This is a genomic window from Paraburkholderia bonniea (assembly GCF_009455625.1).
In the GTDB taxonomy this organism is placed as follows: Bacteria; Pseudomonadota; Gammaproteobacteria; order Burkholderiales; family Burkholderiaceae; genus Paraburkholderia; species Paraburkholderia bonniea.
The window spans coordinates 2,360,587-2,384,148 of the sequence record NZ_QPEQ01000001.1; the positions used below are offsets into that span (position 1 = coordinate 2,360,587).

Annotated in this window: 23 protein-coding genes and 3 tRNA genes; 7 read left to right on the top strand and 19 right to left on the bottom strand. The window is 58.1% G+C overall.

The features are described 5' to 3' along the window. Positions 1 to 103 precede the first annotated feature (103 nt). Complete coding sequence (locus tag GH656_RS10365) at positions 104 to 724, top strand: SCO family protein (RefSeq protein WP_153075807.1); 621 nt, start codon at positions 104 to 106, stop codon at positions 722 to 724. 72 nt (positions 725 to 796) lie between these two features. Continuing rightward, positions 797 to 1,651: a cytochrome c oxidase assembly protein gene (locus tag GH656_RS10370; RefSeq protein ID WP_153075808.1), complete on the top strand. Its 855-nt coding sequence runs from the start codon at positions 797 to 799 to the stop codon at positions 1,649 to 1,651. Here GH656_RS10370 and GH656_RS10375 read toward each other — a convergent pair. Further along, complete coding sequence (locus tag GH656_RS10375) at positions 1,573 to 2,106, bottom strand: GNAT family N-acetyltransferase (protein ID WP_153075809.1); 534 nt, start codon at positions 2,104 to 2,106, stop codon at positions 1,573 to 1,575. The two genes, GH656_RS10370 and GH656_RS10375, sit on opposite strands and share 79 nt — an antisense overlap. 348 nt (positions 2,107 to 2,454) lie before the next feature. Between GH656_RS10375 and GH656_RS10380 the strand changes: the two genes are divergently transcribed. Then, entirely contained in the window at positions 2,455 to 2,931 is a 477-nt protein-coding gene (locus tag GH656_RS10380) for a YybH family protein (RefSeq protein WP_174769739.1), read from the top strand. Positions 2,932 to 3,171: 240 nt separating this feature from the next. Here the strand turns inward: GH656_RS10380 and GH656_RS10385 are convergent. The 5 genes from GH656_RS10385 to uvrC form a co-directional block, all read right to left on the bottom strand. Continuing rightward, positions 3,172 to 3,245, bottom strand: a tRNA-Cys gene (locus GH656_RS10385). A gap of 118 nt (positions 3,246 to 3,363) precedes the next feature. Continuing rightward, a tRNA-Gly gene (locus tag GH656_RS10390) sits at positions 3,364 to 3,439 on the bottom strand. 78 nt (positions 3,440 to 3,517) lie between these two features. Further along, positions 3,518 to 3,593 (bottom strand) — tRNA-Gly (locus GH656_RS10395). A gap of 115 nt (positions 3,594 to 3,708) precedes the next feature. After that, positions 3,709 to 4,302 (bottom strand): CDP-diacylglycerol--glycerol-3-phosphate 3-phosphatidyltransferase, encoded by a 594-nt coding sequence (pgsA, locus tag GH656_RS10400; protein WP_153075811.1) that lies wholly within the window; start codon positions 4,300 to 4,302, stop codon positions 3,709 to 3,711. Between the two features lie 111 nt (positions 4,303 to 4,413). Then, positions 4,414 to 6,555, bottom strand: a complete 2,142-nt coding sequence (gene uvrC / locus GH656_RS10405; protein WP_153075812.1) for an excinuclease ABC subunit UvrC — start codon at positions 6,553 to 6,555, stop codon at positions 4,414 to 4,416. A 167-nt stretch (positions 6,556 to 6,722) separates the two neighbouring features. Between uvrC and earP the strand changes: the two genes are divergently transcribed. The 4 genes from earP (at position 6,723) to GH656_RS10425 (ending at position 10,991) form a co-directional block, all read left to right on the top strand. Further along, the gene (earP, locus tag GH656_RS10410) at positions 6,723 to 7,940 is read left to right on the top strand and encodes an elongation factor P maturation arginine rhamnosyltransferase EarP (RefSeq protein ID WP_153075813.1); all 1,218 of its coding nucleotides are present in this window, start codon (positions 6,723 to 6,725) and stop codon (positions 7,938 to 7,940) included. Positions 7,941 to 8,187: 247 nt separating this feature from the next. Continuing rightward, positions 8,188 to 8,745, top strand: a complete 558-nt coding sequence (gene efp, locus GH656_RS10415; RefSeq protein ID WP_153075814.1) for an elongation factor P — start codon at positions 8,188 to 8,190, stop codon at positions 8,743 to 8,745. A gap of 468 nt (positions 8,746 to 9,213) precedes the next feature. Continuing rightward, on the top strand, positions 9,214 to 9,417 hold the full coding sequence (locus tag GH656_RS10420; protein WP_153076637.1) for a CsbD family protein: 204 nt from the start codon (positions 9,214 to 9,216) through the stop codon (positions 9,415 to 9,417). A 116-nt stretch (positions 9,418 to 9,533) separates the two neighbouring features. After that, on the top strand, positions 9,534 to 10,991 hold the full coding sequence (locus GH656_RS10425) for a sigma-54-dependent transcriptional regulator (RefSeq protein ID WP_153076638.1): 1,458 nt from the start codon (positions 9,534 to 9,536) through the stop codon (positions 10,989 to 10,991). Here GH656_RS10425 and nagZ read toward each other — a convergent pair. The 13 genes from nagZ to rpoE form a co-directional block, all read right to left on the bottom strand. Next, a complete protein-coding gene (gene nagZ, locus GH656_RS10430; protein ID WP_153075815.1) occupies positions 10,961 to 11,989 on the bottom strand; it encodes a beta-N-acetylhexosaminidase in 1,029 nt (342 codons plus the stop codon). The genes GH656_RS10425 and nagZ overlap by 31 nt on opposite strands. A gap of 77 nt (positions 11,990 to 12,066) precedes the next feature. Further along, positions 12,067 to 12,477: a holo-ACP synthase gene (gene acpS / locus GH656_RS10435; RefSeq protein WP_153075816.1), complete on the bottom strand. Its 411-nt coding sequence runs from the start codon at positions 12,475 to 12,477 to the stop codon at positions 12,067 to 12,069. Between the two features lie 15 nt (positions 12,478 to 12,492). Then, a complete protein-coding gene (gene pdxJ / locus GH656_RS10440; protein WP_153075817.1) occupies positions 12,493 to 13,257 on the bottom strand; it encodes a pyridoxine 5'-phosphate synthase in 765 nt (254 codons plus the stop codon). After that, the gene (gene recO, locus GH656_RS10445; RefSeq protein WP_153075818.1) at positions 13,254 to 14,183 is read right to left on the bottom strand and encodes a DNA repair protein RecO; all 930 of its coding nucleotides are present in this window, start codon (positions 14,181 to 14,183) and stop codon (positions 13,254 to 13,256) included. Before recO ends, pdxJ begins: the two co-directional genes overlap by 4 nt. Continuing rightward, positions 14,170 to 15,069 (bottom strand): GTPase Era, encoded by a 900-nt coding sequence (era, locus tag GH656_RS10450; RefSeq protein WP_153075819.1) that lies wholly within the window; start codon positions 15,067 to 15,069, stop codon positions 14,170 to 14,172. The genes recO and era overlap by 14 nt, the downstream gene beginning before the upstream one ends. A gap of 117 nt (positions 15,070 to 15,186) precedes the next feature. Next, complete coding sequence (gene rnc / locus GH656_RS10455; RefSeq protein ID WP_153075820.1) at positions 15,187 to 16,368, bottom strand: ribonuclease III; 1,182 nt, start codon at positions 16,366 to 16,368, stop codon at positions 15,187 to 15,189. A 174-nt stretch (positions 16,369 to 16,542) separates the two neighbouring features. Continuing rightward, positions 16,543 to 17,436 carry a signal peptidase I gene (lepB, locus tag GH656_RS10460; protein ID WP_153075821.1) on the bottom strand — a complete coding sequence of 298 codons (894 nt, stop codon included), beginning with the start codon at positions 17,434 to 17,436 and terminating at the stop codon, positions 16,543 to 16,545. 19 nt (positions 17,437 to 17,455) lie between these two features. Continuing rightward, a complete protein-coding gene (gene lepA / locus GH656_RS10465; RefSeq protein WP_153075822.1) occupies positions 17,456 to 19,249 on the bottom strand; it encodes a translation elongation factor 4 in 1,794 nt (597 codons plus the stop codon). 162 nt (positions 19,250 to 19,411) lie between these two features. Further along, a complete protein-coding gene (locus GH656_RS10470) occupies positions 19,412 to 19,687 on the bottom strand; it encodes a glutaredoxin family protein (protein WP_153075823.1) in 276 nt (91 codons plus the stop codon). Then, entirely contained in the window at positions 19,684 to 21,174 is a 1,491-nt protein-coding gene (locus tag GH656_RS10475) for a DegQ family serine endoprotease (RefSeq protein ID WP_153075824.1), read from the bottom strand. Before GH656_RS10475 ends, GH656_RS10470 begins: the two co-directional genes overlap by 4 nt. A 23-nt stretch (positions 21,175 to 21,197) precedes the next feature. Then, positions 21,198 to 22,244 carry a MucB/RseB C-terminal domain-containing protein gene (locus GH656_RS10480; RefSeq protein ID WP_153075825.1) on the bottom strand — a complete coding sequence of 349 codons (1,047 nt, stop codon included), beginning with the start codon at positions 22,242 to 22,244 and terminating at the stop codon, positions 21,198 to 21,200. Between the two features lie 4 nt (positions 22,245 to 22,248). Continuing rightward, positions 22,249 to 22,878, bottom strand: a complete 630-nt coding sequence (locus GH656_RS10485) for a sigma-E factor negative regulatory protein (RefSeq protein WP_153075826.1) — start codon at positions 22,876 to 22,878, stop codon at positions 22,249 to 22,251. Positions 22,879 to 22,959: 81 nt separating this feature from the next. Further along, positions 22,960 to 23,559, bottom strand: coding sequence for an RNA polymerase sigma factor RpoE (rpoE, locus tag GH656_RS10490; RefSeq protein ID WP_153075827.1), 600 nt, complete (start codon positions 23,557 to 23,559; stop codon positions 22,960 to 22,962). Between the last annotated feature and the right edge of the window lie 3 nt (positions 23,560 to 23,562).

A 23,562-nucleotide genomic window follows, 5' to 3' on the forward strand; every position in this document is an offset into this window, starting at 1 on the left:
GCCACGCAACGCCTCTGGCCAGGGCCTGCTGGCTGATGCCAGCCTGGCTATTCCCCTTCGTTCTGCAATCCACTCCGCACCCGTTCTCACTCCAACGTCTTTTATGTTTTCAGCCAGACGTCTCAAACCCGTTGTTTTACTGACATGGCTTTGCCTCGCATTCATCGTCGCGCCGCTTGCAAGCTGCTCACGTGATGCCACGCCGTGGCAATTGACCAATGTCTCAGGGCATCTGCCCAATCTCGACTTCGAGCTAACCAGCGATGATGGCCAGAGCGCAACCGGCGACACCTTCAAGGGCCACACGACGCTGGTGTATTTCGGCTACACACATTGCCCGGATGTCTGCCCTGAAACCATGGCCCGGCTCATGCAAGTCATGGCCTTGCTGGGTAACGATGCTCAGCAAGTGCGGATTGCATTTGTCACCGTCGATCCCGCCCGCGATACGCCTCAAGCACTGCACGAATATGTCCGCGCATTCGATGCCCAGCACGCTCGTGGCCTAACCGGCACCGAGCGTCAAATCGAAGACCTGGCCAAACGCTACCGGGTCGCTTATCAGATGGAGCAGCGCGATCCGAACGGCGACTACGAAGTTACGCATAGCTCCGCTGTTTATATCTTCGACGCCGAGGGCCACGCACGGCTGCTTGCCACCGATCAGGATTCGGCCGAAACCATCGCGCACGATTTACGCCGCCTGACCGGCAGCCGCGCCTGAGCTGCTTGTCACCGCAATGGCAATGGCCATCAGCCCGCCCGCTTCTTTTTTCAGACGAAATCACACTACCCGATGAACCTGCTCTACTGGCTCGAACCGTGGGAACCTTCACCCACCGTAGTCATCGTCATGCTTGTCACAGCCGTTCTGTTCTTACGCGGCGTCAGGCGGGCAAAGCTTTCTGTAGCACGGCAAATTTCGTTCTGGTTTGGCCTCGGGGCGCTCTACGTGGCACTGCATACCCGTCTCGATTATTTCTTTGAGCATGAATTTTTCATGCACCGGGCGCAGCATCTCGTCCTGCATCATCTTGGGCCGTTCTTCATTGTGCTGGCGTATCCCGGCGCGGCATTGCGCGCTGGCATTCCCTTTGCCTGGCGGCAGCGTTTCGTGCGGCCAGCGCTACAAATGCGCCCGATACGAGCCGTGCTCAACGTGCTGCTGCATCCGGTCGTCGCGGTGGGTTTGTTCGTCGGGCTCATTTATTTCTGGCTGCTTGCACCGATTCATTTTGTCGCCATGCTCGACTGGCGGCTTTACCGGGTAATGAACTGGAGCATGGCGCTCGACGGCCTGATGTTCTGGTGGCTCGTGCTGGACCCACGCCCCGCACCACCGGCTCGGCTCGCCCCCGGCCGCCGTGTGCTGGTGATCGTCGCGGCGATTCCGCCACAGATCATCCTGGGCGCGTTCATCTTTTTTTCGTCGCGCGAACTCTATCCAATCTATTCAATCTGCGGACGCGCATTCACCTGGCTCAGCCCGATGCGCGATCAGCAGATTGGCGGCCTGCTGCTCTGGATACCTGGCTCAATGATGAGTGTGATTGGCGCGGTACTCGCGTTGCGTCACTGGATGCGGCTGTCAGCCCGCTCCCGGTTACATGAGGAACGCATCCAGACATGCGCGATGCCATCTTCATCGTGAATCTCTGAAACAGGCGTAAAACCGAACGCAGCGTAAAACGGCTGCAAATGCGCCTGAGCATGCAAACGCATGGCGACTCCGGGCCACTGCACGCCGATATGCGCCAGCGCCTGCTCCATCAGCGCCCGCCCCAGACCGAAGCCACGAAAATCAATGCAGGTCAGCACGCGGCCGATACGCACATCGGGATCAGCGCTATCGGGAACCAGAACCCGCAGGCAGGCGGCAAGCTGAAGGCCATCGGGCATCGCAGCATGCGCACGCAAGTGCCATGCGTGCTTGTCCTGGCCATCAATATCGCCATAAACGCAATTCTGCTCGACGACAAACACCGCGCTTCGCGCCGCGAGTACATCGTAGATTTCGCCCGGAGTGAACTCGTCGAAAGCGCTCCAGCGCCATGTCAGGGTGAGGGCCGGCTGCGAGGGCCGATCGAAATGGGTGGACTGGGTCATGAGCAGCTCAAGGAAGAGAGGGAGATACGCTCGGCGTACGGCCGACGCGGTGCGCCGCCGCTAGCGTAACCTGGCGCGCGGGCTGATGTGCCCTCGTATGCGCTCACTCCTCACTCGCCTCACTGTCTCGCGCTCTCAAAAATCCTGGATAGCGCATCAGCGCTTTCGCCTTCATCTACCTATTCAGTCAGCCTCTTTTTTGCTCCGTGAAGCCGCTTTCTGGCGTGCCCAAATTTGGTAAGGCACGAGAACCGTATGCGGTAGTCTGCTGCGCGGGACAAGATGTTGCTGCCGCTTCCGGCCAGTCTTGCCTGGTTTTTTGCCAACGCTGATCTCTTCGGGAGGACTATGAAAAATCGTTTTATTACTCAATGCCTGGTGGCTAGCGCGATGCTAGCGGGTGCCCAGGTTGCAATGGCCAAGCCGATTATCGTGACGGCACCGCAGCAGTTCACCAGCACATTTGTCGCAGCGATGAACAGCGGCAATCTTGATGGTTTGCTTTCGCTGTATGCCAACGATGCGCTGGTCGTCACCGATGGCATCCCGCTCCACGGGACCGAGAAAATTCGGGAGAACCTGGTGCAGTTCAAGTCGCTGGGTGGGGTACTGGAAAGCCGTGATCTATATGTGCTGCAACACGATGACATCGCGCTGCTTCGCGCGCACTGGCGCATTCTGGATCGCAAGGAGCGGCAGAAAGTGTTAGCCGAGGGTGAAAGTAATGAGGTGCTTAAGCGCCAGCCAGATGGACGCTGGGTATATCTGATTGACCATCCGTATGGCGCCACGGCCAATGCGGAACAAGCAGCGTTGAAGCAGTAATAAATAGTGCGCGAGGCTTCCCCGCAAATGGCCGTGGCGCGCGGGGAAGCGCCGGCGACGGCCCCGTTTTGAGTAGCAAAATCCGCCGCAAAACGCACGCAAACGGCCAATGAGCCGATATGCGAGTGGTTTCGCGTTTTTTGAGTGAGTAGAGAGGGCTTTGTAGCGCTTTAGACAACACATTTCCATACATGAAAATGTGCAGAAAAAAGAAAAGCCCTGACGAATCAGGGCTTTATCTGGAGGCGCGAGCCGGAGTCGAACCGGCCTAAACGGCTTTGCAGGCCGCTGCATAACCGCTTTGCTATCGCGCCAAAAACGGAGATGAAACTGTTGCGAACCACAATGATTGCAACCGATACAAATTTGAATATTGCCTGACATGACAGCAGGCCCAGCAAACAAAAAGGGAAGCTTTGCTTCCCTTTTTACTGGAGCGGGAGACGAGGCTCGAACTCGCGACCTCAACCTTGGCAAGGTTGCGCTCTACCAACTGAGCTACTCCCGCATGGCCTTACCAGACAACTTTGCTGCTTGATTTACCTACTTGCCAACCAGCCGAACAACTAGCGACTGGCTTTGAATCTGGAGCGGGAGACGAGGCTCGAACTCGCGACCTCAACCTTGGCAAGGTTGCGCTCTACCAACTGAGCTACTCCCGCATTTTCTACCAGTGCCAAGGGCCTAAAAACTAAAGCCCGCAAACGCCGGAGAAACGAAATTATGTATAAACCGCTGAAACGTGTCAACCCCTTTGAGCACCAAAATCGAATGACATTACGTCATGCCGCCTCGTTCGCGGATTTGCGGCCACGCCAGCTTCATGTAGTACAGCATCGACCAGATGGTCAAAAACGCCGCCAGATAGATCAGCCACAACCCATACACCCGCGTGTCGATCACATGGCCTCCGCCCACGGGCAATGGCCCGTAAAACAGCAGCATCGGAATCGCAACCATCTGGCAGGCCGTCTTGAATTTACCCAGCGAATTCACCGCCACGCTCTTCGATGCGCCGATCTGCGCCATCCATTCACGCAACGCCGAAATCGTAATTTCACGGCCGACGATCACCAGTGCAATCGCAGCATCAAGCCGGGATAGCTGCACCAGCACCAGGAGCGCAGCCGTCACCATCAGCTTGTCAGCGACCGGATCAAGAAACGCACCAAACGCTGAAGTCTGGTTCCATTTACGCGCCAGAAAACCATCGAACCAGTCTGTCAGCGCCGCAAGTATGAAGATCGTCGCGGCCGCCCAGTTACGGTGTGCCTCACCAAGCATCATGTCAGGCAGATAAAACACGCCAACTATTAGCGGAATCAGGACGATCCGCAGCCACGTCAGGAAAATCGGGAAATTGAACGGCATGAGCAGGCGTCGCATCGGACAAGAGAGGTGCAATTGTGCCGTGTCACAAAGAGCGCCACAAGCAAACCCGCGCAAACCCGCTCGTCACACTGCCGATGGCCCGCGCGTGGATCAATGCAACTGGCGGTAAATCTGCTCCGCAAGCCCGAGTGAAATGCCTTCGACACTGGCCAGATCTTCGATACTCGCGGCCAGCACACCGCGCAGACCACCAAAGCGCGCCAGCAAACGCTGCCGGCGCTTCGCCCCCACGCCTTCCAGTTCCTCAAGCCGTGATGTCTGGCGAGACTTGCCGCGTTGCGCGCGCATGCCGGTAATCGCAAAGCGATGAGCCTCATCGCGGATCTGCGCCACCAGCATCAGTGCCGCACTTTCCTTGCCCAGCTCCAACGCCGCACGGCCATCAGCGAAGATCAGCGTTTCAAGCCCGACCTTGCGTCCTTCGCCTTTTGCGACGCCAACCAGCATCCCGCTGTCCAGCCCAAGTTCGGCGAACACCTGGCGTGCAATTTCGACCTGCCCTTTGCCGCCATCAATCAACACGATGTTCGGTAACACAGCGTTCACGGCGGCAGTCTCGGGGGCCTCCGCTTCGCTAACGGCGGCCACCGCCGCGGCTTGCGCCACACGCTTTTCATAACGGCGGGTCAGAACCTGGCGCATCGCGGCATAGTCATCGCCGGGTGTAATGCCGGTGATGTTGTAACGCCGGTATTCGCCTGACTGCATCTTGTGATGGTGGTACACCACGCACGAGGCTTGGGTGGCCTCGCCCATCGTATGGCTGATATCGAAACACTCGATGCGCAGGCCAGCCAAGTCATCGCATTCGAGACTCAGCGTGTCCGCCAGCGCACGCGTGCGCGCCTGTTGCGAACCCTGCTCGGATAGCAGCCGCGTCAACGCAAGACGGGCATTGTGCTCAGCCATCGCCAGCCACACTCGTTTTTGCCCCTGGGGCTGGCGCAAGATCGTTACCTTGTGGCCAGCCTGTTCAATCAGCAAATCCACCAGATGCCGGTTCGAAGGTGCGTGACTAACAACCAGCACGGGGGGAATGCGATGCCCGAGGTAATGCTGCGCAATAAATGCTTCCAGCACTTCGGTTTCAATGTTCGTCACCTGCAGCAGGGGGGGCTCGTCGAGGTCAACTGGCGCAACCGATGCCGCAGCCGGCGCGTCCAGCTCAGCGTCCGGCTGCCGCACAGACAGAAACGCTAGCGGGTCTGGTGCTTCAGCACCCGCATCGCCATCGACCACCACTGGTGCTGCATCCGCCAGGGTATTCAGCGCCGCAGCCGATGGCATGGCAGGCGTCAGCCCACCTTCAGCCACGGTCAGCGCACGCTCGACATGCAACGGGAAATGCGCCTTGTCGCCCAGGTGACGGCCGCCACGCACCATCGCCAGATTCACGCAGACACGTCCGCCCAGCGCCACCACCGCGAGAATATCGGCATCGTTATCCCCGCCCACTTCAATCGCCTGCTGATGCAACACGGTCGATAACGAACTCATCTGGTTGCGCACCACGGCGGCCTGTTCAAACTTCAGCTCGGCCGCCAGCGCCTGCATCTTCTGCTCAAGCTCATCCATCACTTCGCTTTGCCTGCCGAGCAAAAAGCGCGATGCGTTACTCACGTCACGGGCGTAATCTTCGGCGCTGATCGCACCCACGCAAGGAGCCGTGCAGCGTCCGATCTGATTAAGCAGGCATGGCCGGGTGCGGTTGTTAAAAACAGAATCTTCGCAAGTGCGCAGTTGAAACACCCGCTGCAGGATCTGGATGCTTTCGCGCACCGCCCACCCACCCGGAAACGGCCCGAAGTACTGATTTTTCCGGTCGACCGCGCCCCGGTAATACACCATGCGCGGATAAGCATGCCCCGTCAGCATTAGATAGGGATAGGACTTGTCGTCCCGGAACAGGATGTTAAAGCGCGGTGCCAGCGCCTTGATCAGGTTGTTTTCGAGTAGCAGCGCTTCCGCTTCGGAGCGCGTCACCGTGGTCTCGATCCGGGCAATGCGCGCCACCATCATCGCAATCCGCGGCGAAGGCAGAGTCCGGGTGAAATAACTCGAGACACGTTTTTTCAAGTCTCGCGCCTTCCCCACGTACAGCACCGTATCCCGCGCGTCGTAGTAGCGGTAGACGCCCGGCAGGTGCGGCAGTTGTGCCAGCAGCTTTTTAGGCTCGAAAACAGCCGGTGGCTCAGGGCTGGCAGGGGTATCGTGGGCAGCGGAATCTGTCATGCAGGATCAGGCTGAGCGAATGCCGCAGCGCAATAAGTAGGAGGGGGAGTGTGCTTTAGAATCTGGCAGTTTAGAGCATTCCCTGCGCTGCCGAAGAGCGCATGAGGCCATCACTTCCGCTGGCACCCGGGTGAGTCCACCCTGCTTCTCAATTTTATTGATGCCCCATGCCTGCCGCCTCACCCCCATCATCTCAGCCAGCTTTAGCCCCGCATCATTCAGCGAAACACGCTAGCGCTTCGCTTGCGTGCGATATTTTCTGCGTCGTAATCGACAATTTTGGCGATATCGGGGTTTGCTGGCGGCTCGCGCGGCAGCTCAGCACCGAGCACGGCTGGCAGGTGCGCGTGCTAGTTGATGACCTGCACGCCTTTCAGGCGCTCTGCCCTGCGCTCGTTCCTTCTGTAGCGCGGCAAACGATCGACGGGATCGTTATCGAACACTGGCATGAGCCCACCCACGCAGGCGCAGTGCTGAAGATCGCCGATGTGGTGCTTGAAGCGTTCGGCTGCGACTTGCCACCGGTTTATCTCGCCGCCATGGCGCGGCGTATCCGCCAGCCGGTGTGGCTGAACCTGGAATATCTCAGCGCCGAAGACTGGGTCGCCGAATTTCACCTGCGGCCATCGCCCCATCCACGCTACCCGCTCGTCAAAACCTTCTTTTTCCCGGGGCTAAGCGCCGGAACGGGAGGCGTGCTGAAAGAACATGACCTGGATGCGAGGCGTCATGCCTTTAGCACCTCCGTCGCAGCACGCGCGGCATGGTGGCTGAAAGCCACCGGCGAGCCGCCGCCTGCGCCCGAAGCCACCGTCATCTCGCTCTTTGCCTACGAAAACCCTGCGATTGGCAGCCTGCTCGAACAATGGCGCGATGGCCACGAAGCGATCATTCTGCTGGTCCCTGAGGGCCGGATTTCCGGCGCGCTCGCCGATTTTTTCGGGCTGGCTTCGTTTGCTGCTGGCACCCAGGCTCGCCAGGGCAATCTGCACGCTCATGCGCTGGTGTTTTCCAGCCAGCAAGATTACGACGCCCTGCTCTGGATCAGCGATGTCAACTTCGTCCGGGGTGAAGATTCATTCGCCCGCGCGCAATGGGCACAGAAACCCTTTATCTGGCACATCTACCCTCAAGCGGACGCGGCCCACCTACCCAAGCTCGACGCCGCGCTAACGCGCTACGCGGCTCACATGGAACCGGCCGCTCACGCGGCACTGGTAGCTTTCTGGCATGCGTGGAATGGAGCCGGTACGCCCGACTGGGCTCACTTTAGACACCATCTCCCCGCCTTCCATACGCAAGCGGGCCGTTGGGCTGAGACGCTGGCCGAAGTCGGCGACCTCGCCGGAAATTTGGCCGATTTTATAAAAACTCAGTTAAAATAAGCGGTTACCCAACGGCTAAGCTGGGCTGACAAGCTAATAAATCCGGCAACAAACGGGGCAAAAACCCGGGCAACCAGCGGGGCAACAACAGGCTCCCGCCGTCATTGCCAGGCCCTTGCCGGGCGAGCTCTCCGGTAACCGCGGGTCATGGCAATACCCGTTATTCGCCGCCCCCATTACCGCGCACGTTTCGCTCCGTATGCCGTTGCGCACAGTTATAGCTACTTATTTCGTACAGGACAGTTTTATGAAGATCGCTCAAGAACTCCGCACTGGCAACGTCGTGATGATCGGCAGCGACGCGATGGTCGTGCAAAAAGCCGAATACAACAAATCGGGCCGCAATTCCGCCGTCGTCAAAATGAAGTTCAAGAACCTGCTGACCGGCGCTGGCATGGAATCGGTCTACAAGGCTGACGACAAGTTCGACGTGGTCATGCTGGAACGCAAGGAAGTGACTTACTCGTATTTCGCCGACCCGATGTATGTCTTCATGGACGCCGATTACAACCAGTTTGAAGTCGAAGCCGAAATGATGGGCGACGCGCTTCATTACCTGGAAGACGGCATGGCTTGCGAAGTTGTTTTCTATAACGAAAAAGCCATCTCGGTTGAACTGCCTACCACACTGGTTCGGGAAATCATCTATACGGAACCTGCTGTCAAAGGCGATACGTCGTCAGGCAAGGTCCTCAAAACCGCCAAGCTGCACACAGGTTTTGAATTGCAGGTACCGCTCTTTTGCAACATCGGCGACAAAATCGAAATCGACACCCGCACGAACGAATACCGCAGCCGCGCGTAAGTGCCTGATTGGCCTGATTCATCTGCCCGGGTTGGTGTAACAGGGCACGGGCAGATTTAAACCAGGCATCGCCATCAAAACACCCCAAAGACTGGAAACAGATCCAGCCTTTGGGGTGTTTTTCATGGCGCGGCGCAATTGGCCATGCCAGTCCATCGCGTGCCTGCCTTAAAGAGGATGAGTCAAAAGGAGGATGGTTCAAAAGGCCATCTCCCAAAAAATCACAACGAACCACCACGGCACGCTAAACGTGCGTCGGCATTGAACGCCCAGCCCTTCAGCGGCTTTTCACCCTGGCACCCTCCGGCAAAATTTGCCGCCGCCGCACCCAAATTTGCCGCCTATACGCTCCTCCCGTTTTGCTTCATCACCGCTCCAGCCGGCTTCAGTGGGTCTGGCACGCTTTCTGCATGGAATGCAGCAAGCCACACGGCTTCTATGCTCGCTAACCACTACTGGAGAAATACGATGAACAACGATATTGCTGAAGGCAAATGGAAGCAGTTGCTCGGCAAGGCCAAAACGGCCTGGGGTGAACTAACCGACGATGAATTGACCAAGGCCCAAGGGCGCGCCGACAAAATCGCGGGGCTGATCCAGGAGCGCTATGGCAAAACCCGTGAAGAAGCGGAACTTGAAGTGCGGCGCTTCTTTGACTCCAACCGGGATTAACCCGCCAGCCTGCGCGTCGTTAGGCACTCACGCCGCCGCGCAGGCTCGTTACCACCGGCTAAACCGCCAGCCCCCTGCTGCGGGGCACTTCCTGAATGGTCATGCCTATGTCCACCATGCCACACGCCCTGATCATCGAAGATGATCCCAACAGCCTGTCTGGACTCTCAGCGCTGCTCAGCGCCGACGATTTTTCCGTCGCTAGCGCCTCGACCCTGGCCGAAGCCCGTGCTGCGCTCGCCCGTTTTATTCCGGATGTGATTCTGGTCGATCTGAATCTGCCGGATGGCAGCGGCCTTGAGTTATTGCATAGCCTGCCCTTGCAACGACCAGGCGCGCTGGTGCCAGTAATCGTGATGACCGGCAATGCCACCGTCGAAAGCGCCATTGAAGGCTTACGCCATGGGATCTGGGATTACCTGGTCAAACCGGTCGACATCCCGAGCTTGCGTAGCTTGCTGGCCCGCGTTCCACGCCCTCATGAACTAGCCGAAGAAATCCACGGCTTGCGCAAAACGCTCCGGCAGCTTGGTCATTTCGGACCACTGACAGGCAAAAGCCGGGCGCTTCAACCGGTCTACGACGCACTCGAAACGCTAGCCCCAACAGAGATCGCCGTAATGATTGCCGGTGAAACCGGAACCGGCAAAAAGCTAACCGCGAGCACACTGCACCAGCTCAGCCGACGGCGTAAAGGGCCCTTGATCGTCGTGGACGGCCATCACCTGACAGCCATGCATGCCACGCGTTACGCGCAAGCGGGCCATCCGGCTAATGCCCTCAACTGGTTCGACGAGCCACAACGCATGACCGGCCTGCACGATGCCCGAGAGCTCAGTCTTCTCGAGCAAGCTCATGGCGGCACGCTGGTCGTCGACGGCATCACCGCCGTGCCTCTCACGCAGCAAAAAATGCTGCTGCAAGCGCTAGAGCGGCAGAACTGCCTGCGGACCAGCGGTACACAACCGGCACCAACCGATTTCCGTCTCGTCCTGACGATCGACCAGGCCCCACGCACGGCAATCACCGACGGCTTACTTGACCCTGAGCTAGCCGCGCTCGTCGAAGCCAGCACGATGACTCTCGCGCCATTGCGCGAACGCGATGGCGATGCCGTCTTGCTGGCGTATGCGGTACTCGATGAGCTGAACCACGCGGCGCTTGCACGCGACAGCGCATTCAGCGCCAAGGTAGCTAGCGCACGCTTGATTCAGGAATGCATGACCTATGAATGGCCCGGCAATGTGCGCGAATTGCAGCAACGGGTCCGCGCAGCCTATCTGGCCGCAGATGACGTGCTGGAATCGCTGCATGCAAACGAGACGCACCAAATGGGCAGCAGTAGCGTTCAGGTGACGGTGGGCACCGCACTCGCCGAGGTAGAAGATTTATTGATTCGGGCCACGCTGGAAGCAGTCGGCGGCACTCGCCACCGAGCCGCGTCGTTACTCGGAATCAGTCCGAAAACGCTCTACAACAAACTGCAACGAATGCAGTTTGGGGTCCGCTCAAACAGCCCCGCGTTAGCGGACCAGGACCAGACTCAGGCAAACGCGCCACGCAGTAGCGTCTGAGCCGACTGGTACGCCGGCTCGGCAAGCAACTGCTGCCACTTAAGCGCATTGCCACGCGGCCGCATCTGTTCGAGTCTGCGTTGCGAGTCTGACGACGGCGTGAAGCGCAACGTATCGAGCACCTCGCCCGCGGCTTGCGGCTGGTTGCAGATCAACACCATGTCGCAGCCCGCGCTGAGCGCGGCATGAGCCGCTTGAGCCAGCGTGCCGCCCTGACGCGCGGCCTCCATTGACAGATCATCGCTAAACACCGCACCACGAAAATGCAGCCGCTGGCGCAGGATGTCCTGCACCCATATGCGCGAGAAGCCAGCCGGCACTGAATCTACCTGCGGATAAATCACGTGAGCGGGCATAACCGCCGCGAGCGACAACCCCAGCCAGTCGTAAGGCGCGGCATCGTCGCGCAGGATCGCCTCAAGTGGACGCTCATCGACCGGCATCGCCACATGCGAATCAGCATGAGCAAACCCGTGCCCGGGAAAATGCTTGCTGCAATTCGCCATCCCGGCAAGCGCCAGGCCATGGTTCAGACTCTTCGCCAGCAGCGTCACCACGCGCGGGTCACGATGGAACGCACGATCACCAATCACGTCCGAATGGCCGTAATTCAGATCAAGGACCGGCGTAAAACTCATGTCGATGCCGCAAGCGCGCAATTCAGCCGCCAGGATGTAGCCCACCGCCGTGGCGACCTTCGTCGCCTGCAGCACGTCTTTGTCCCATAACGCACCAAGCTTGCCCATCGCCGGCAAGACCGTAAAACCATCTGTGCGAAAACGCTGCACCCGCCCGCCCTCGTGATCGACCGCAATCAGCAAATCAGCTCGCACAGCGCGAATCGCGTCCGTCAGAGCGACAAGCTGAGCACGGCTGCTAAAGTGGCGCGCGAATAAAATCACGCCGCCCGTCATCGGATGAGACAGGCGCAGCACGTCGTCCTCATTCAGTGTTTGCCCTGAAACATCGAGCATCACCGGTCCTGGAAGATTTTTCATCGTATTCGGTACAAGACAAAGTGCGGCGTCAAGCCACGTTAAATACATCAGGGCGCGGGAGCCGCGCCGATTACAGGTCATTCGCCGGGTTCAGCGCCAACCTCAGCAATCACAAACGACACCGCGTAATCACGCTCATCGCTGATCGTCACACGAGCACTAATGCCACGAGCATCGAGCCATGCAGCCAATTCCCCCGACGCCACGACAACCGGCTTGCCGCTGGCCTCGTTGAGCGTTTGCAACGCGCGCCAGGTCATCGGCCAATGCATGCCGAGGCCAATTGCTTTCGAAAATGCTTCCTTGGCGGAAAAACGCGTTGCCAGAAACGCCAGCCCACGCGCCGCCGATCGTGCGTGGCGCGCGTGATAGACCCGCAGTTCGTCCGGCCCCAACACTTTTTCTGCGAACCGTCCGTTAGTGCGAGTCATCACGGCAGCCACGCGGCTGACCTGAACGATATCGGTGCCTATGCCATAGATCGCCATGTGTCGTCCGTCGTATCAGGCACGTGCCGCGACACGCGCGGCAACCATGATCGCCTTCATTTCACGCACCGCGTTCTCCCAGCCCGCGAAAATCGCGTGCGCCACGATGGCGTGGCCAATATTCAGCTCGGTGATGCCGTCAATTGCCGCGATCGGCTGGACATTCGTGTAATGCAAGCCATGGCCAGCATTCACCTTGAGGCCGAGCTTCACGCCCAGATCAACCCCACGCACGATGCGAGCATATTCGTGCGCCTGCGCGCTGGCGTCAGGCGCATCGGCGTAACGGCCGGTATGCAACTCAATCACTTGAGCCCCAGCCTCGTGCGCCGCGCGAATCTGCGCTTCGTCCGCATCAATGAAAAGCGACACGCGTGAGCCCACGCGTGCGAGCTGCGCACATGCAGCTCGCACGATCTCGAGCTGACCAGCAACCTCAAGCCCACCCTCAGTCGTCAGTTCTGCGCGCTTTTCCGGCACCAGGCAAACATCGTGCGGCCGCACTTCACACGCGATATCGAGCATTTCCTGTGTCAGCGCGCATTCCAGATTCATGCGGGTTTTAAGCAGCGGGCGCAACGCCCGCACATCGGCATCAACAATATGGCGGCGATCCTCGCGCAGATGCAGCGTGATCGCATCAGCCCCGGCCTCCTCCGCCTCGAGCGCCGCGCGCAATGGATCGGGATAAGTCGTGCCGCGCGCATTACGCAGCGTGGCCACGTGGTCAATATTGACACCGAGGTCGATCACCGCCGGGGAGGTCAGGAAAAAGCTCATAAGTTTTGCAAATCAATCAGAATCTGGCGGGTGGCCAATGGCGTGCCACCAAGATAGATGTTGAGCAGGAAACGCATCAGCGTTTTGCTTTGGGTAACGGTCTGTGGCCGCTGGTAATCGTCTTGCTCCATATCGAGCAGGGTCTGCCCCGCGACTACCGGCCAGTGCGCGGGCAGCGCACTGGAGGCTTCGCACACTCCGCGCTCGGGATCGAACACGTAGCGCCGCTCAGCCTGCACGGCCTGACGCGTCACAGTACGGTCCAGTGCCAGCGCGTAGCCGGTCGTGCGCAACAGCACGCGCTCGAATGAACGCAGGACCTGAACCGGAGGCTCATCGTGTGCCAGCCGGGTCAAGGTCACGACGTAATGCTGGAATAACTGCGGATGAGGGTCTTCGCGGGCGCAAAATTTGACCAGCAGTTCGTTCACATAGAAGCCGCACAGCAGTGCATCGCCCGCTAACGGCAACATGCCACCCACCCATTCCGCGCCGGTCAGCGTGCGCACTTCCGCTTTACCGGACCACGACAGCGCCAATGGCTGGAATGTTTGCAAAACACCACGCAATGCCGAATGGGGCCGTTTGGCCCCTTTCGCCACCAATGCCAGCCGGCCGTGGTCGCAAGTCAGCACGTCGATAATCAGGCTGGTTTCCCGATAGGGATAGCTGTGCAGCACAAACGCGGGCTGCTCCGCGATCCGTGAACCCGATGCGGGAGCCCGGGGCGGACGGCGCGCAGTGCTCTGACGTGAATCGCTGCGCTTGCCATCGATGAGGTCTGGCTTGCTACCTGCGAGCTCAGGCGGAGATGAGGCAGACGGCGAGCCCGAGCCCGTCATGGGCGAAGCGGGCTCTGAAGCAGGCTCTGAAGCGATGGGAGCTGGCGCGAGCGCCAGCGTCACACCGGACTCATTCGTACCCATACGCGCGGAGCCCGGCTTCGTTGTCAGCCCAGCCACTCCTCACTTTGATAAAAGTTTCGAGATAGACCGGACCACCAAACAGCTTTTCCATGTCAAGACGCGCTTCAGTGCTGATCTGTTTCAGCTTCGCGCCTTTTTGACCAATGATCATCGCCTTGTGCGTATCGCGCTCCACCAGGATCGTGGCAAACACGCGATGCAAACGCCCTTCGGTTTCGAACTTGTCGATCAATACCGTGCTGGTATAGGGCAGCTCATCACCGGTCCAGCGAAAGACTTTTTCACGCAAAATTTCAGCCACCAGAAAGCGCTCGCTACGATCTGTCAGATCGTCTTCGGCATAGATCGGCACACCTTCCGGTAGATACGGTTTGACGGTAGTCATCAACCGCTTGATGTCGTCTGGGTGTCTGGCAGACAGCGGCACGATTTCGCTGAAATCGCGCAGTGCGCCCATTTTCTGCATGAAGGGATACAGCTCGCTCTTGTCCGAAATACGGTCGATCTTGTTCGCAATCAGCAATGTCGGCACCTCGGGCGGAATCAGATCCAGCACCTTCTGGTCATCCGGGCCAAAGCGCCCAGCCTCGATCACAAACAAAATCGCATCCACTGCTGTCAGCGTGGACGTCACCGCCCGGTTCAGCGAACGGTTCAGCGCGCCGCTGTGGCGGGTCTGGAAACCCGGTGTATCAACAAAAATGTACTGGGCATCTTCGAACGTATGGATGCCCGTAATACGGTGGCGCGTGGTCTGCGCTTTACGCGAAGTAATACTGACTTTCTGGCCGACTAGCGCGTTCATAAGCGTCGATTTACCGACGTTCGGACGGCCAACAATTGCGACCATGCCGCAACGAAAACCAGTAGGGGTGGGGGTATTCATAGTCGGCTACGGCAGTTATGAGCGCTCGCCAGCGAATAAGCTAGCGGGCACTGATGGCATCAATGGCCTGTATCGCTGAAGACGGGTCTGCATCGCATCAGCCATACCGGATTCGAGTTAAGTGTCCGCCGCGGGCAAGCCGGAAGACGGTAAGACTGACGGATGATGTGCCGCTTTGTCAGCACTGCGCGGAGCCGCAGCGTCGGGCTTGTCAACGGTTCGGGAGGCGTCCTGGGAGGCGGGAGCGGCGGCCATCAGGGAGGCATCGGCCTTCGCGGCAACGGTAGCGGTAGCGGTGGACTGACTGGCTAACTGGGCAACCGGGAGCGTCAGTGTTGTGGGCTTGTCGGCACGCAGCGTTTTTTCTTTGCCGGATTCCGCGCCTGGGTGGAGCTCAGCGTGCGCCGCACGAATCACGGCTAACGGTAAATGAGCATCTGGCCGCCCCATCGCCTCCAGCACCGTGCCAACCTTGCCCTCCCCGCGTGCCGTGCGTTCAGATTTGCGATCAGGCGCTCTCAGATCAAGCGCGGCCTGGACCCCGGTCACGCCAGGCACAATCTCCGGCTCAGTTTGCCTGGCCGCCCGGCCCGCCTTTGAGCGGCGCGGCCGGGTAACCACGGCCGGTGCAGCAGCAAGCACTTCATCAAGCGCCTTTTTCGCGGCAGCCTGTTCGGCCGCCCGACGGCTAGCACCTGAACCGGACACCTTCACGTCCAGCTTGGGCACCGCGCATTCAACCTCAAACTGCTGATTGTGCGCCGCACCATGCGTCGCCACGACGGTATAAGCCGGAAGCGCAATTTTGTGGCCTTGCAGGTATTCCTGAAGCAGTGTTTTGGCGTCTTTGCCCAGCGTTCTCGGATCAATATGATCGAGAATCGGCACATAAAGACGCTTGATGACGGTTTGCGCCGCATCAAAGCCACCATCGAGAAAAACCGCACCCAGGATAGCTTCAAGCGTATCCGCCAGAATCGACGGACGGCGCACGCCGCCGCTGCGCAATTCGCCTTCGCCCAGCCGCAGCCCGTCTGCAATATTCAGGGCCTGAGCAATTTCATACAGGGATTGTTGTTTGACCAGATTGGCGCGAACCCGCGACAGATCACCTTCGTCCAGCTTGCCAAAACGCTGGAATAAAAGTGCTGCGACCGCGCAATTCAGAACGGAGTCGCCAAGAAACTCCAGCCGCTCATTATGGGTGGCGCTATGACTGCGGTGAGTTAAAGCCTGGTGCAGCAATTCCGCATTGCGAAACTCATAGCGCAACCGGCTTTCCAACGGAGATAGGGGCATGGGGCAGAGTATAACGCGGGCGCAACCCCCGCCTTACTGGCGGGTGGCCGGGAAAACCAGAGGCGGAAACACCGGAGCGCAGAATCCAAAACAGCGAGGCATCGCCATGATGAGCGATGCCCCGTGATGATTCTACCCAGCGGACGGCTTGCCAGATGAGCGCTGTGAACTAGCTCAGTGGAACGAGCCAATGCGTTTCATCTGACCGAAATTCATCCAGATGAAAAATGCCCGTCCGACGATATTTTTATCTGGGACAAAGCCCCAGTAGCGACTGTCGAGACTGTTATCCCGGTTGTCGCCCATCATGAAGTAATGGCCTGGCGGCACCTTGCAAATCACGCCCCGTTCGTTATAGGTGCAGTTATCCCGATACGGGAAATTCTCTGCGCCGACAATAAACGGCGGTACGGACGGGTTATTCAGAATGGCATTTTTACGCCCATCCAGATCTTCCTCGAACTGCTTCGCGTACCCCACCCGCTCTTCGTCGAAATAGTCTGGCAGCACCGTTTCCGGGACAGACTTGCCATTGATCGTGAGCTTTTTGTCCTGGTACGCGACGACATCGCCTGGCAGGCCAATCACACGTTTGATGAAATCGACCGATGTGTCTTTGGGAAAACGAAACACCACCACATCACCACGCTCAAGCGCACGTCCTTCGGTAACTTTGGTGTTGATGATCGGCAGCCGCAGACCGTAATCGTATTTATTCACCAAGATGAAATCGCCGACGACCAGCGTCGGGATCATCGAACCTGATGGAATCTTGAACGGTTCAATCACAAACGAGCGAACCAGAAACACCACCAGAATGACCGGGAAGAGACTCGCCGAATACTCCAGCCACCAAGGCTGGCGTAATTTCTGGTCGTGCAGCTCAGAACGGGTACGTAGCGCATCTTCATCAGCAAAGCGCTCGCCGATCCGCTCCTGCTGCCGGTCGAACTCAGCAACCGCTTCATCGGCGGCCCGGCGGCGGCGAGGTGCAAACACCAGTTTGTCTGCTACCCATGCGACGCCCGTCAAAATGACAAGGACAAAAAGAGCCAGTGCAAAATTCATAGGATTCCGTCGTTTCGTATTATTTGTCTTCGACACGCAAAATAGCGAGGAAAGCTTCCTGCGGGATTTCAACCGATCCCACCTGCTTCATGCGCTTTTTGCCTTCTTTCTGTTTTTCCAGCAGTTTTTTCTTACGCGAAATATCACCGCCATAACACTTGGCCAGCACGTTCTTGCGCAATGCCTTGATGTTTTCCCGAGCGATGATGTGCGCACCAATCGTGGCCTGGATCGCCACGTCATACATCTGGCGCGGAATGAGTTCGCGCATTTTTGCAGCAACTTCACGGCCACGATACTGGCTCTGCGACCGATGCACGATGACAGACAACGCATCAACCTTTTCGCCATTAATCAGCATATCGACCTTGACCACATCCGACGCACGATACTCTTTGAATTCGTAATCCATCGACGCGTAGCCACGCGAGACAGATTTCAGCCGGTCAAAAAAGTCGAGGACGATTTCGCCCATCGGAATTTCGTAAGTCAGTTGAACCTGACGGCCGCGATACTGCATGTCGATCTGGCTGCCGCGTTTTTGTGTACACAGCGTGATAACGGAGCCGACATAGTCTTGCGGCATATACAGATTCACGGTGACGATAGGCTCACGCACTTCTTCGATTTTCGATGGGTCCGGCATTTTGGCTGGATTTTCCACCGTCAATAACGAACCATCACGCTGCACCACTTCATACACCACCGTCGGGGCCGTGGTGATGAGATCCATGTCGAACTCGCGCTCAAGCCGCTCCTGCACGATCTCCATGTGCAGCAAGCCAAGGAAGCCGCAACGGAAACCAAAGCCCAGCGCCTGCGACACTTCTGGCTCGTATTGCAACGAAGCATCGTTCAGCTTCAGCTTTTCGAGCGACTCACGCAGCGCATCGTACTGGTTCGCCTCAATCGGATACAAGCCGGCAAACACCTGTGGCTTAACTTCCTTGAAACCCGGCAGCGCTTGCTCCGCTGGCCGCTTCAGCGATGTCACGGTGTCGCCAACTTTGGCCGCGGTCAACTCCTTGATCCCGGCGATGATGAAACCCACCTGCCCGGCAGACAACATCTCAAGATTTTTTGATTTCGGGGTAAAAACGCCAACGTGCTCGACCGGATATTCAGCCCCGGTTGCCATCATGCGGATTTTGTCCTTGGGCCGCAGCGTGCCATTGACCAGACGCACCAGCATCACGACACCCACGTAATTGTCGAACCAGGAGTCGATAATTAGCGCTTGCAACGGCGCTTCGGGGTCGCCCTTCGGCGGCGGTACCTGAGCGATCAGCGCTTCAAGCACATCCTCAACGCCCAGCCCGGTTTTCGCACTGCAATGCACGGCATCAGTGGCATTGATGCCAATGACGTCCTCAATCTCAGCAATCGCGTTGTCTGGATCAGCTGCGGGCAGATCAATCTTGTTCAGGACAGGCACGACTTCGACGCCAAGCTCGATAGCCGTGTAGCAATTGGCGACGGTTTGGGCTTCAACCCCCTGGCTCGCGTCAACCACCAGCAACGCCCCTTCACAGGCCGAAAGCGAACGACTCACCTCATAGGAGAAATCGACGTGCCCCGGCGTATCAATCATGTTGAGGTTGTAACGCTGACCGTCGCGGGCTCGATAAGAGAGCGCCGCAGTTTGAGCCTTGATCGTGATGCCACGCTCACGCTCAATGTCCATCGAGTCCAGCACCTGCGATTCCATCTCACGGTCGGACAGGCCGCCGCACAGCTGAATAATGCGATCAGCGAGTGTGGACTTGCCATGGTCGATGTGGGCGATGATCGAAAAATTGCGAATATGATCCATTCAGTACCGATCAAGCAAAAAAGGCGCGCTCGGACGGTTACGGAGCACGCCTTGTAGATAGGTGGAAAAACCGGGCTATTTTAGCCGAAAAGGCCTCCGCCCGGCAGACCTTACTGGCCCAAGAAGCGAACGGTAAAAATTCCAGCCCGGATGCGCTACTTTTTACCGGTTTTCTGTGTGGTGTTGCACGTGCCCCAGCGCCAGTGCAGCACGCACATGCGCCACATCGAGCCGGTGCTGGCAAAGCTCCACGCCGTCGCACACCAGAACCGGAACCCGTTCGTTATAACGCTGCTCCAGCGCCGGATCGGCATCAACATCGACGACCTCAAGCCGCGCGCCGAACTCCGCCAGCAATGGTGCCAGCGCAGCCACCATGTCATCACACAGATGGCACCACTCCCGCCCATACAAGGTCAGCCGCGCAGCCATTGTTATCTGGGCGCGGCAGCCGGGCGGGGACGAACCGGCACAAACTGAGTGTTTTCGCCCCGGCGCACAAGTAATGCCACCATCTTCTGCGCATCCAGCCGAGCGACAATTTCGTCAAACTGACGTGCGCTAGCGATATCAACATCGCCCACACGCAAGATAATGTCGCCCTTTTGCAGCCCGATACGCGCAGCAGGCCCATCGACCGCCTCAATCCGGACACCACCGCGCAGCTTCAACGTTTTCAGTTGATCCTCTGGAATATCTCTGACCGAAATACCAAGTGCGTTGGTTGCGCGACGCTTCGGCGTCTGCTCTTTCTTTTGTCCGGCGGCGGTTGCGTTGTCTGCCCGTGCCTCTACAACGGTTATCGGGAAATCGCGCATCTTGCCTTTACGCCACAGGCTTAACGTCACCGTCGTCCCTGGCCGGGTCTCACCGACGATACGCGGCAAGTCAGTCACCGCCTCAACCGGGCGGCCATTAAATTTCAGAATAATGTCGCCAGGCTGCACGCCTGCCTTGTCAGCAGGGCCACCCGGCTCGACGCTGCTAATCAGCGCACCCTGCGCCTTCGGCAACCCCAGCGAGTCAGCGACATCTTTTGTGACCTCACCCACCGCCACAGCAATCCTGCCGCGCACCACCCGGCCCGCACTCTTAAGCTGGTCTGCCACGCGCATCGCCTCGTCGATCGGAATCGCAAACGAAATGCCCATGAAACCACCGGTACGGCTGTAGATTTGCGAGTTAATGCCAATCACCTCGCCTTGCATATTAATGAGCGGCCCGCCTGAATTACCCGGATTAACCGCTACATCTGTCTGGATGAATGGCAGGTAATCACCCGTATCGCGCCCTTTTGCACTGACAATGCCAGCCGTCACGGTATTTTCAAGACCAAACGGCGAGCCAATCGCCAGCACCCATTCACCAACGCGCACTTTGTTTGAATCGCCAACCGTAATGGCAGGCAAGTTCGTCGCGCTAATCTTCACCACCGCGACATCAGTGCGCTCATCAACACCAATCAGCTTGGCCTTGAATTCGCGTTTGTCTGTCAGCGTGACGTAGATGGTGTCGGCGGAGTCGATCACGTGCGCATTGGTCATCACATAGCCGTCAGCGGACAGGATAAAACCTGAGCCAACGCCGCTATTCTGTTCCGGAGCGGGACTGTCAGCGCTATCTGGGCTGCTATCGCCCTTGCCGCGCGGAACACCTGGCTGCTGCATCTGCGGCACCGGTATCCCAAAAAAACGCCGGAAAAACTCCGACATATCGCTTTCATCAAGGCCTGGTGGCAAACCACGAATGCTGCTCGCCCCACGCTCCGTGGTCCGGATATTGACCACGGACGGACCAACTTTATCGACAAGATTAGTGAAATCAGGAAGATTGACAGCAGGCGCAGCTGAAGCCAGATGAGACACAAACGGCAAACACGCTACTACTGCGGTCGCAAAAAATTTGCGCACCAAAAAAGTCATCATGTTGTGGTCAGCCGAAGGATTGATTACCGGGGAGCCTTGTATTCTATGGCAGAAGCAAACTGCTGCAATGTCGTTTGCGGCACCTCGCCAAGCAATGTGACCCAGTAATCACCCTTGCGCTTGACTAGTACATGTGTCGCACCGCTATTGCCCGCGCCTTCCTTGCGCGTATTTTTTTCTGCTGGCTCGATAAAAATTGAAACGGCGGCAAGACCGTCGGAGAAAACCATTTGGTCGACTGGAATCGTCGGATCGCCGGCATCACGAGCGGCCATTGGCCGGCGCAGCTCCCGAATTTTACGAAACCCGGCCACAACCGGGCTCACCTGCCAGCCTTGCGCCTCCATATCGACCGGCTGAACCGGCGGACGCACAATCGTCCAGCCAGTCAGATTGCGCATGCCGCTAACAATCGGTGCCTTGTCGGCAGGTACGCCAATGCGAATCTGGGAAAACGACAACTGCTCCAGCACCTGGCCATCTGAATCGAGCGTCTGAATCCGCAACAGCAAACCGGTCTGGGTATCGACCCACAGCTTGTAGGCATACCGATAAGCATCTTTCGGCTTGAGTTCGATGATCTGGCTGTCAACCCCGGCGACGCGGTCACGGCCAAGCAATTTCGGCTCATAAACTGGCAGCATCAACTCGCTGCCGCTTGCCAGTAATGCCGGAAAGACATCTTTGTTCTGGCGTTTTTCGACCACACACAAATGACGCTCTGACACAAACGTGTAGAGATCATCGTTATGACGCAGCATTTTGCGTGGCTTGCCATCCAGGCTTTCGATTTGTTCGAATTCGCCTTCGGTGCGAGTCGCGTAATGGGAGATTTTTGAGGACTGGACAGCCGTGCCACGCTGATAGAGGAAGACGCCCTCGTAGTTCTGTTGCTGTGCCGCCAGATGAATGCGGTTGAGCCAGTCAGTGGCGCTCAGACGGGAAGCGGGCGCTTCCGCAGGTTGGGCCAGAACCACAGAGGGCGCGGCAGGCAGCAGAAGTGCGGCACAAAACAGAAATGCAGATAGCCGCCCCGAAAACGTTGCGTTGTTCAACCGCGAGGTTTGCATCAGATTATTGGCCTTGCGTAGTCACAGCAGCAGTCCGGATGAGGGGCATTGAACCCGCCATAACCGGCTGCTGGGCAAATTGCTGGTGCGCTTCCAGATACTGGTCCAGCCCGGCATCGCGGATAATATTGCCCGCATCCAGCGTAACCGGCTGCGCGGGAGCAGCCGAAACAAGCGCCACGCGCTGAACAGACGCTGAATCATTCAATGCTGTGGCTGACGCGATTTGAGTGGCTCCAGGACGTTGCAATTGCGGTACGACGATCCACGTCAAAGCCGCGGCAGCTGCGGCAACAGCAAAAGCAGGCACCATGCGACGCCGCAATGCCGCCATGCGCGGCGCGGCGGGTGCAAGAACGTGCGGCTCATGCTCGAAACGCTCAGCAAAACGGCTAAAAAAAGCGCTGCTGACAGCCGGGCTCAATGCCAGATCATCAGAACGCAACGCGTCGCCAATCAAGTGATATTGCGACCAGGCTGCGCGATCCGCGAAATTCAGGCTAGCAAGAAATTGCTTCAAATCCGCTTCGCCAGACAGCTCACCATCGACAATCGCGGACAGGCGCTCACGTGACGCATTCGCCTGTGTTCCTGCTTGTGACTGTATCTCTGACTGCATCGAGACCGACCCCATGATGCTCTCCATCTTGCTAACAACCATAAGTGACACACTAAACCCAGATATCGCGGCGCAGCCCCCTCAAGCTGGCTGGCATTACCAGCGCTTGCCCTCAGGGGTGTCAAGCAACGGACGCAATTTTGCCGCAATGGCTTCACGAGCACGGAAAATTCTTGATCTGACGGTGCCGATTGGGCACCCCATCATTTCAGCGATCTCTTCGTAGCTCAATCCTTCAATTTCACGAAGAGTAATGGCGGTGCGCAGCTCTTCCGGCAAAACCGCCATAGCAGCATTCACCGTTTCGGCGATTTGCTTGCTCATCAACATCGACTCAGGCGTGTTGATATCCCTTAGTTGGTCGGCATCGGAGAAAGTTTCAGCTTCTTCTGCATCCGCTTCCGTCGAAGTGGGTGCCCGCCGCCCTTGGGTCGCAAGGTAATTCTTCGCCGTATTGACTGCAATCCGGTACAACCATGTGTAAAACGCCGACTCGCCACGAAACTGGGGCAACGCCCGGTACGCCTTGATAAACGCGTCCTGCGCCACGTCTTCGACCTCAGCCGGATCCCGCACAAGACGCGAGATCAATCGAAGGATCTTGCGATGATATTTGCTGACCAGAAGCTCGAACGCCGCCTTGTCGCCATTCTGGACACGCTCGACCAGGATCTGGTCTATTTCTTTTTCGCTCACCTG

Bases quoted from the DNA above. Each gene is read 5' to 3' on its own strand.
- GH656_RS10365 (WP_153075807.1), top strand. From the start codon at position 104: ATGTTTTCAGCCAGACGTCTCAAACCCGTTGTTTTACTGACATGGCTT.
- GH656_RS10370 (WP_153075808.1), top strand. From the start codon at position 797: ATGAACCTGCTCTACTGGCTCGAACCGTGGGAACCTTCACCCACCGTA.
- GH656_RS10375 (WP_153075809.1), bottom strand. From the start codon at position 2,106: ATGACCCAGTCCACCCATTTCGATCGGCCCTCGCAGCCGGCCCTCACC.
- GH656_RS10380 (WP_174769739.1), top strand. From the start codon at position 2,455: ATGAAAAATCGTTTTATTACTCAATGCCTGGTGGCTAGCGCGATGCTA.
- pgsA (WP_153075811.1), bottom strand. From the start codon at position 4,302: ATGCCGTTCAATTTCCCGATTTTCCTGACGTGGCTGCGGATCGTCCTG.
- uvrC (WP_153075812.1), bottom strand. From the start codon at position 6,555: ATGACAGATTCCGCTGCCCACGATACCCCTGCCAGCCCTGAGCCACCG.
- earP (WP_153075813.1), top strand. From the start codon at position 6,723: ATGCCTGCCGCCTCACCCCCATCATCTCAGCCAGCTTTAGCCCCGCAT.
- efp (WP_153075814.1), top strand. From the start codon at position 8,188: ATGAAGATCGCTCAAGAACTCCGCACTGGCAACGTCGTGATGATCGGC.
- GH656_RS10420 (WP_153076637.1), top strand. From the start codon at position 9,214: ATGAACAACGATATTGCTGAAGGCAAATGGAAGCAGTTGCTCGGCAAG.
- GH656_RS10425 (WP_153076638.1), top strand. From the start codon at position 9,534: ATGCCACACGCCCTGATCATCGAAGATGATCCCAACAGCCTGTCTGGA.
- nagZ (WP_153075815.1), bottom strand. From the start codon at position 11,989: ATGAAAAATCTTCCAGGACCGGTGATGCTCGATGTTTCAGGGCAAACA.
- acpS (WP_153075816.1), bottom strand. From the start codon at position 12,477: ATGGCGATCTATGGCATAGGCACCGATATCGTTCAGGTCAGCCGCGTG.
- pdxJ (WP_153075817.1), bottom strand. From the start codon at position 13,257: ATGAGCTTTTTCCTGACCTCCCCGGCGGTGATCGACCTCGGTGTCAAT.
- recO (WP_153075818.1), bottom strand. From the start codon at position 14,183: ATGGGTACGAATGAGTCCGGTGTGACGCTGGCGCTCGCGCCAGCTCCC.
- era (WP_153075819.1), bottom strand. From the start codon at position 15,069: ATGAATACCCCCACCCCTACTGGTTTTCGTTGCGGCATGGTCGCAATT.
- rnc (WP_153075820.1), bottom strand. From the start codon at position 16,368: ATGCCCCTATCTCCGTTGGAAAGCCGGTTGCGCTATGAGTTTCGCAAT.
- lepB (WP_153075821.1), bottom strand. From the start codon at position 17,436: ATGAATTTTGCACTGGCTCTTTTTGTCCTTGTCATTTTGACGGGCGTC.
- lepA (WP_153075822.1), bottom strand. From the start codon at position 19,249: ATGGATCATATTCGCAATTTTTCGATCATCGCCCACATCGACCATGGC.
- GH656_RS10475 (WP_153075824.1), bottom strand. From the start codon at position 21,174: ATGATGACTTTTTTGGTGCGCAAATTTTTTGCGACCGCAGTAGTAGCG.
- GH656_RS10480 (WP_153075825.1), bottom strand. From the start codon at position 22,244: ATGCAAACCTCGCGGTTGAACAACGCAACGTTTTCGGGGCGGCTATCT.
- GH656_RS10485 (WP_153075826.1), bottom strand. From the start codon at position 22,878: ATGGGGTCGGTCTCGATGCAGTCAGAGATACAGTCACAAGCAGGAACA.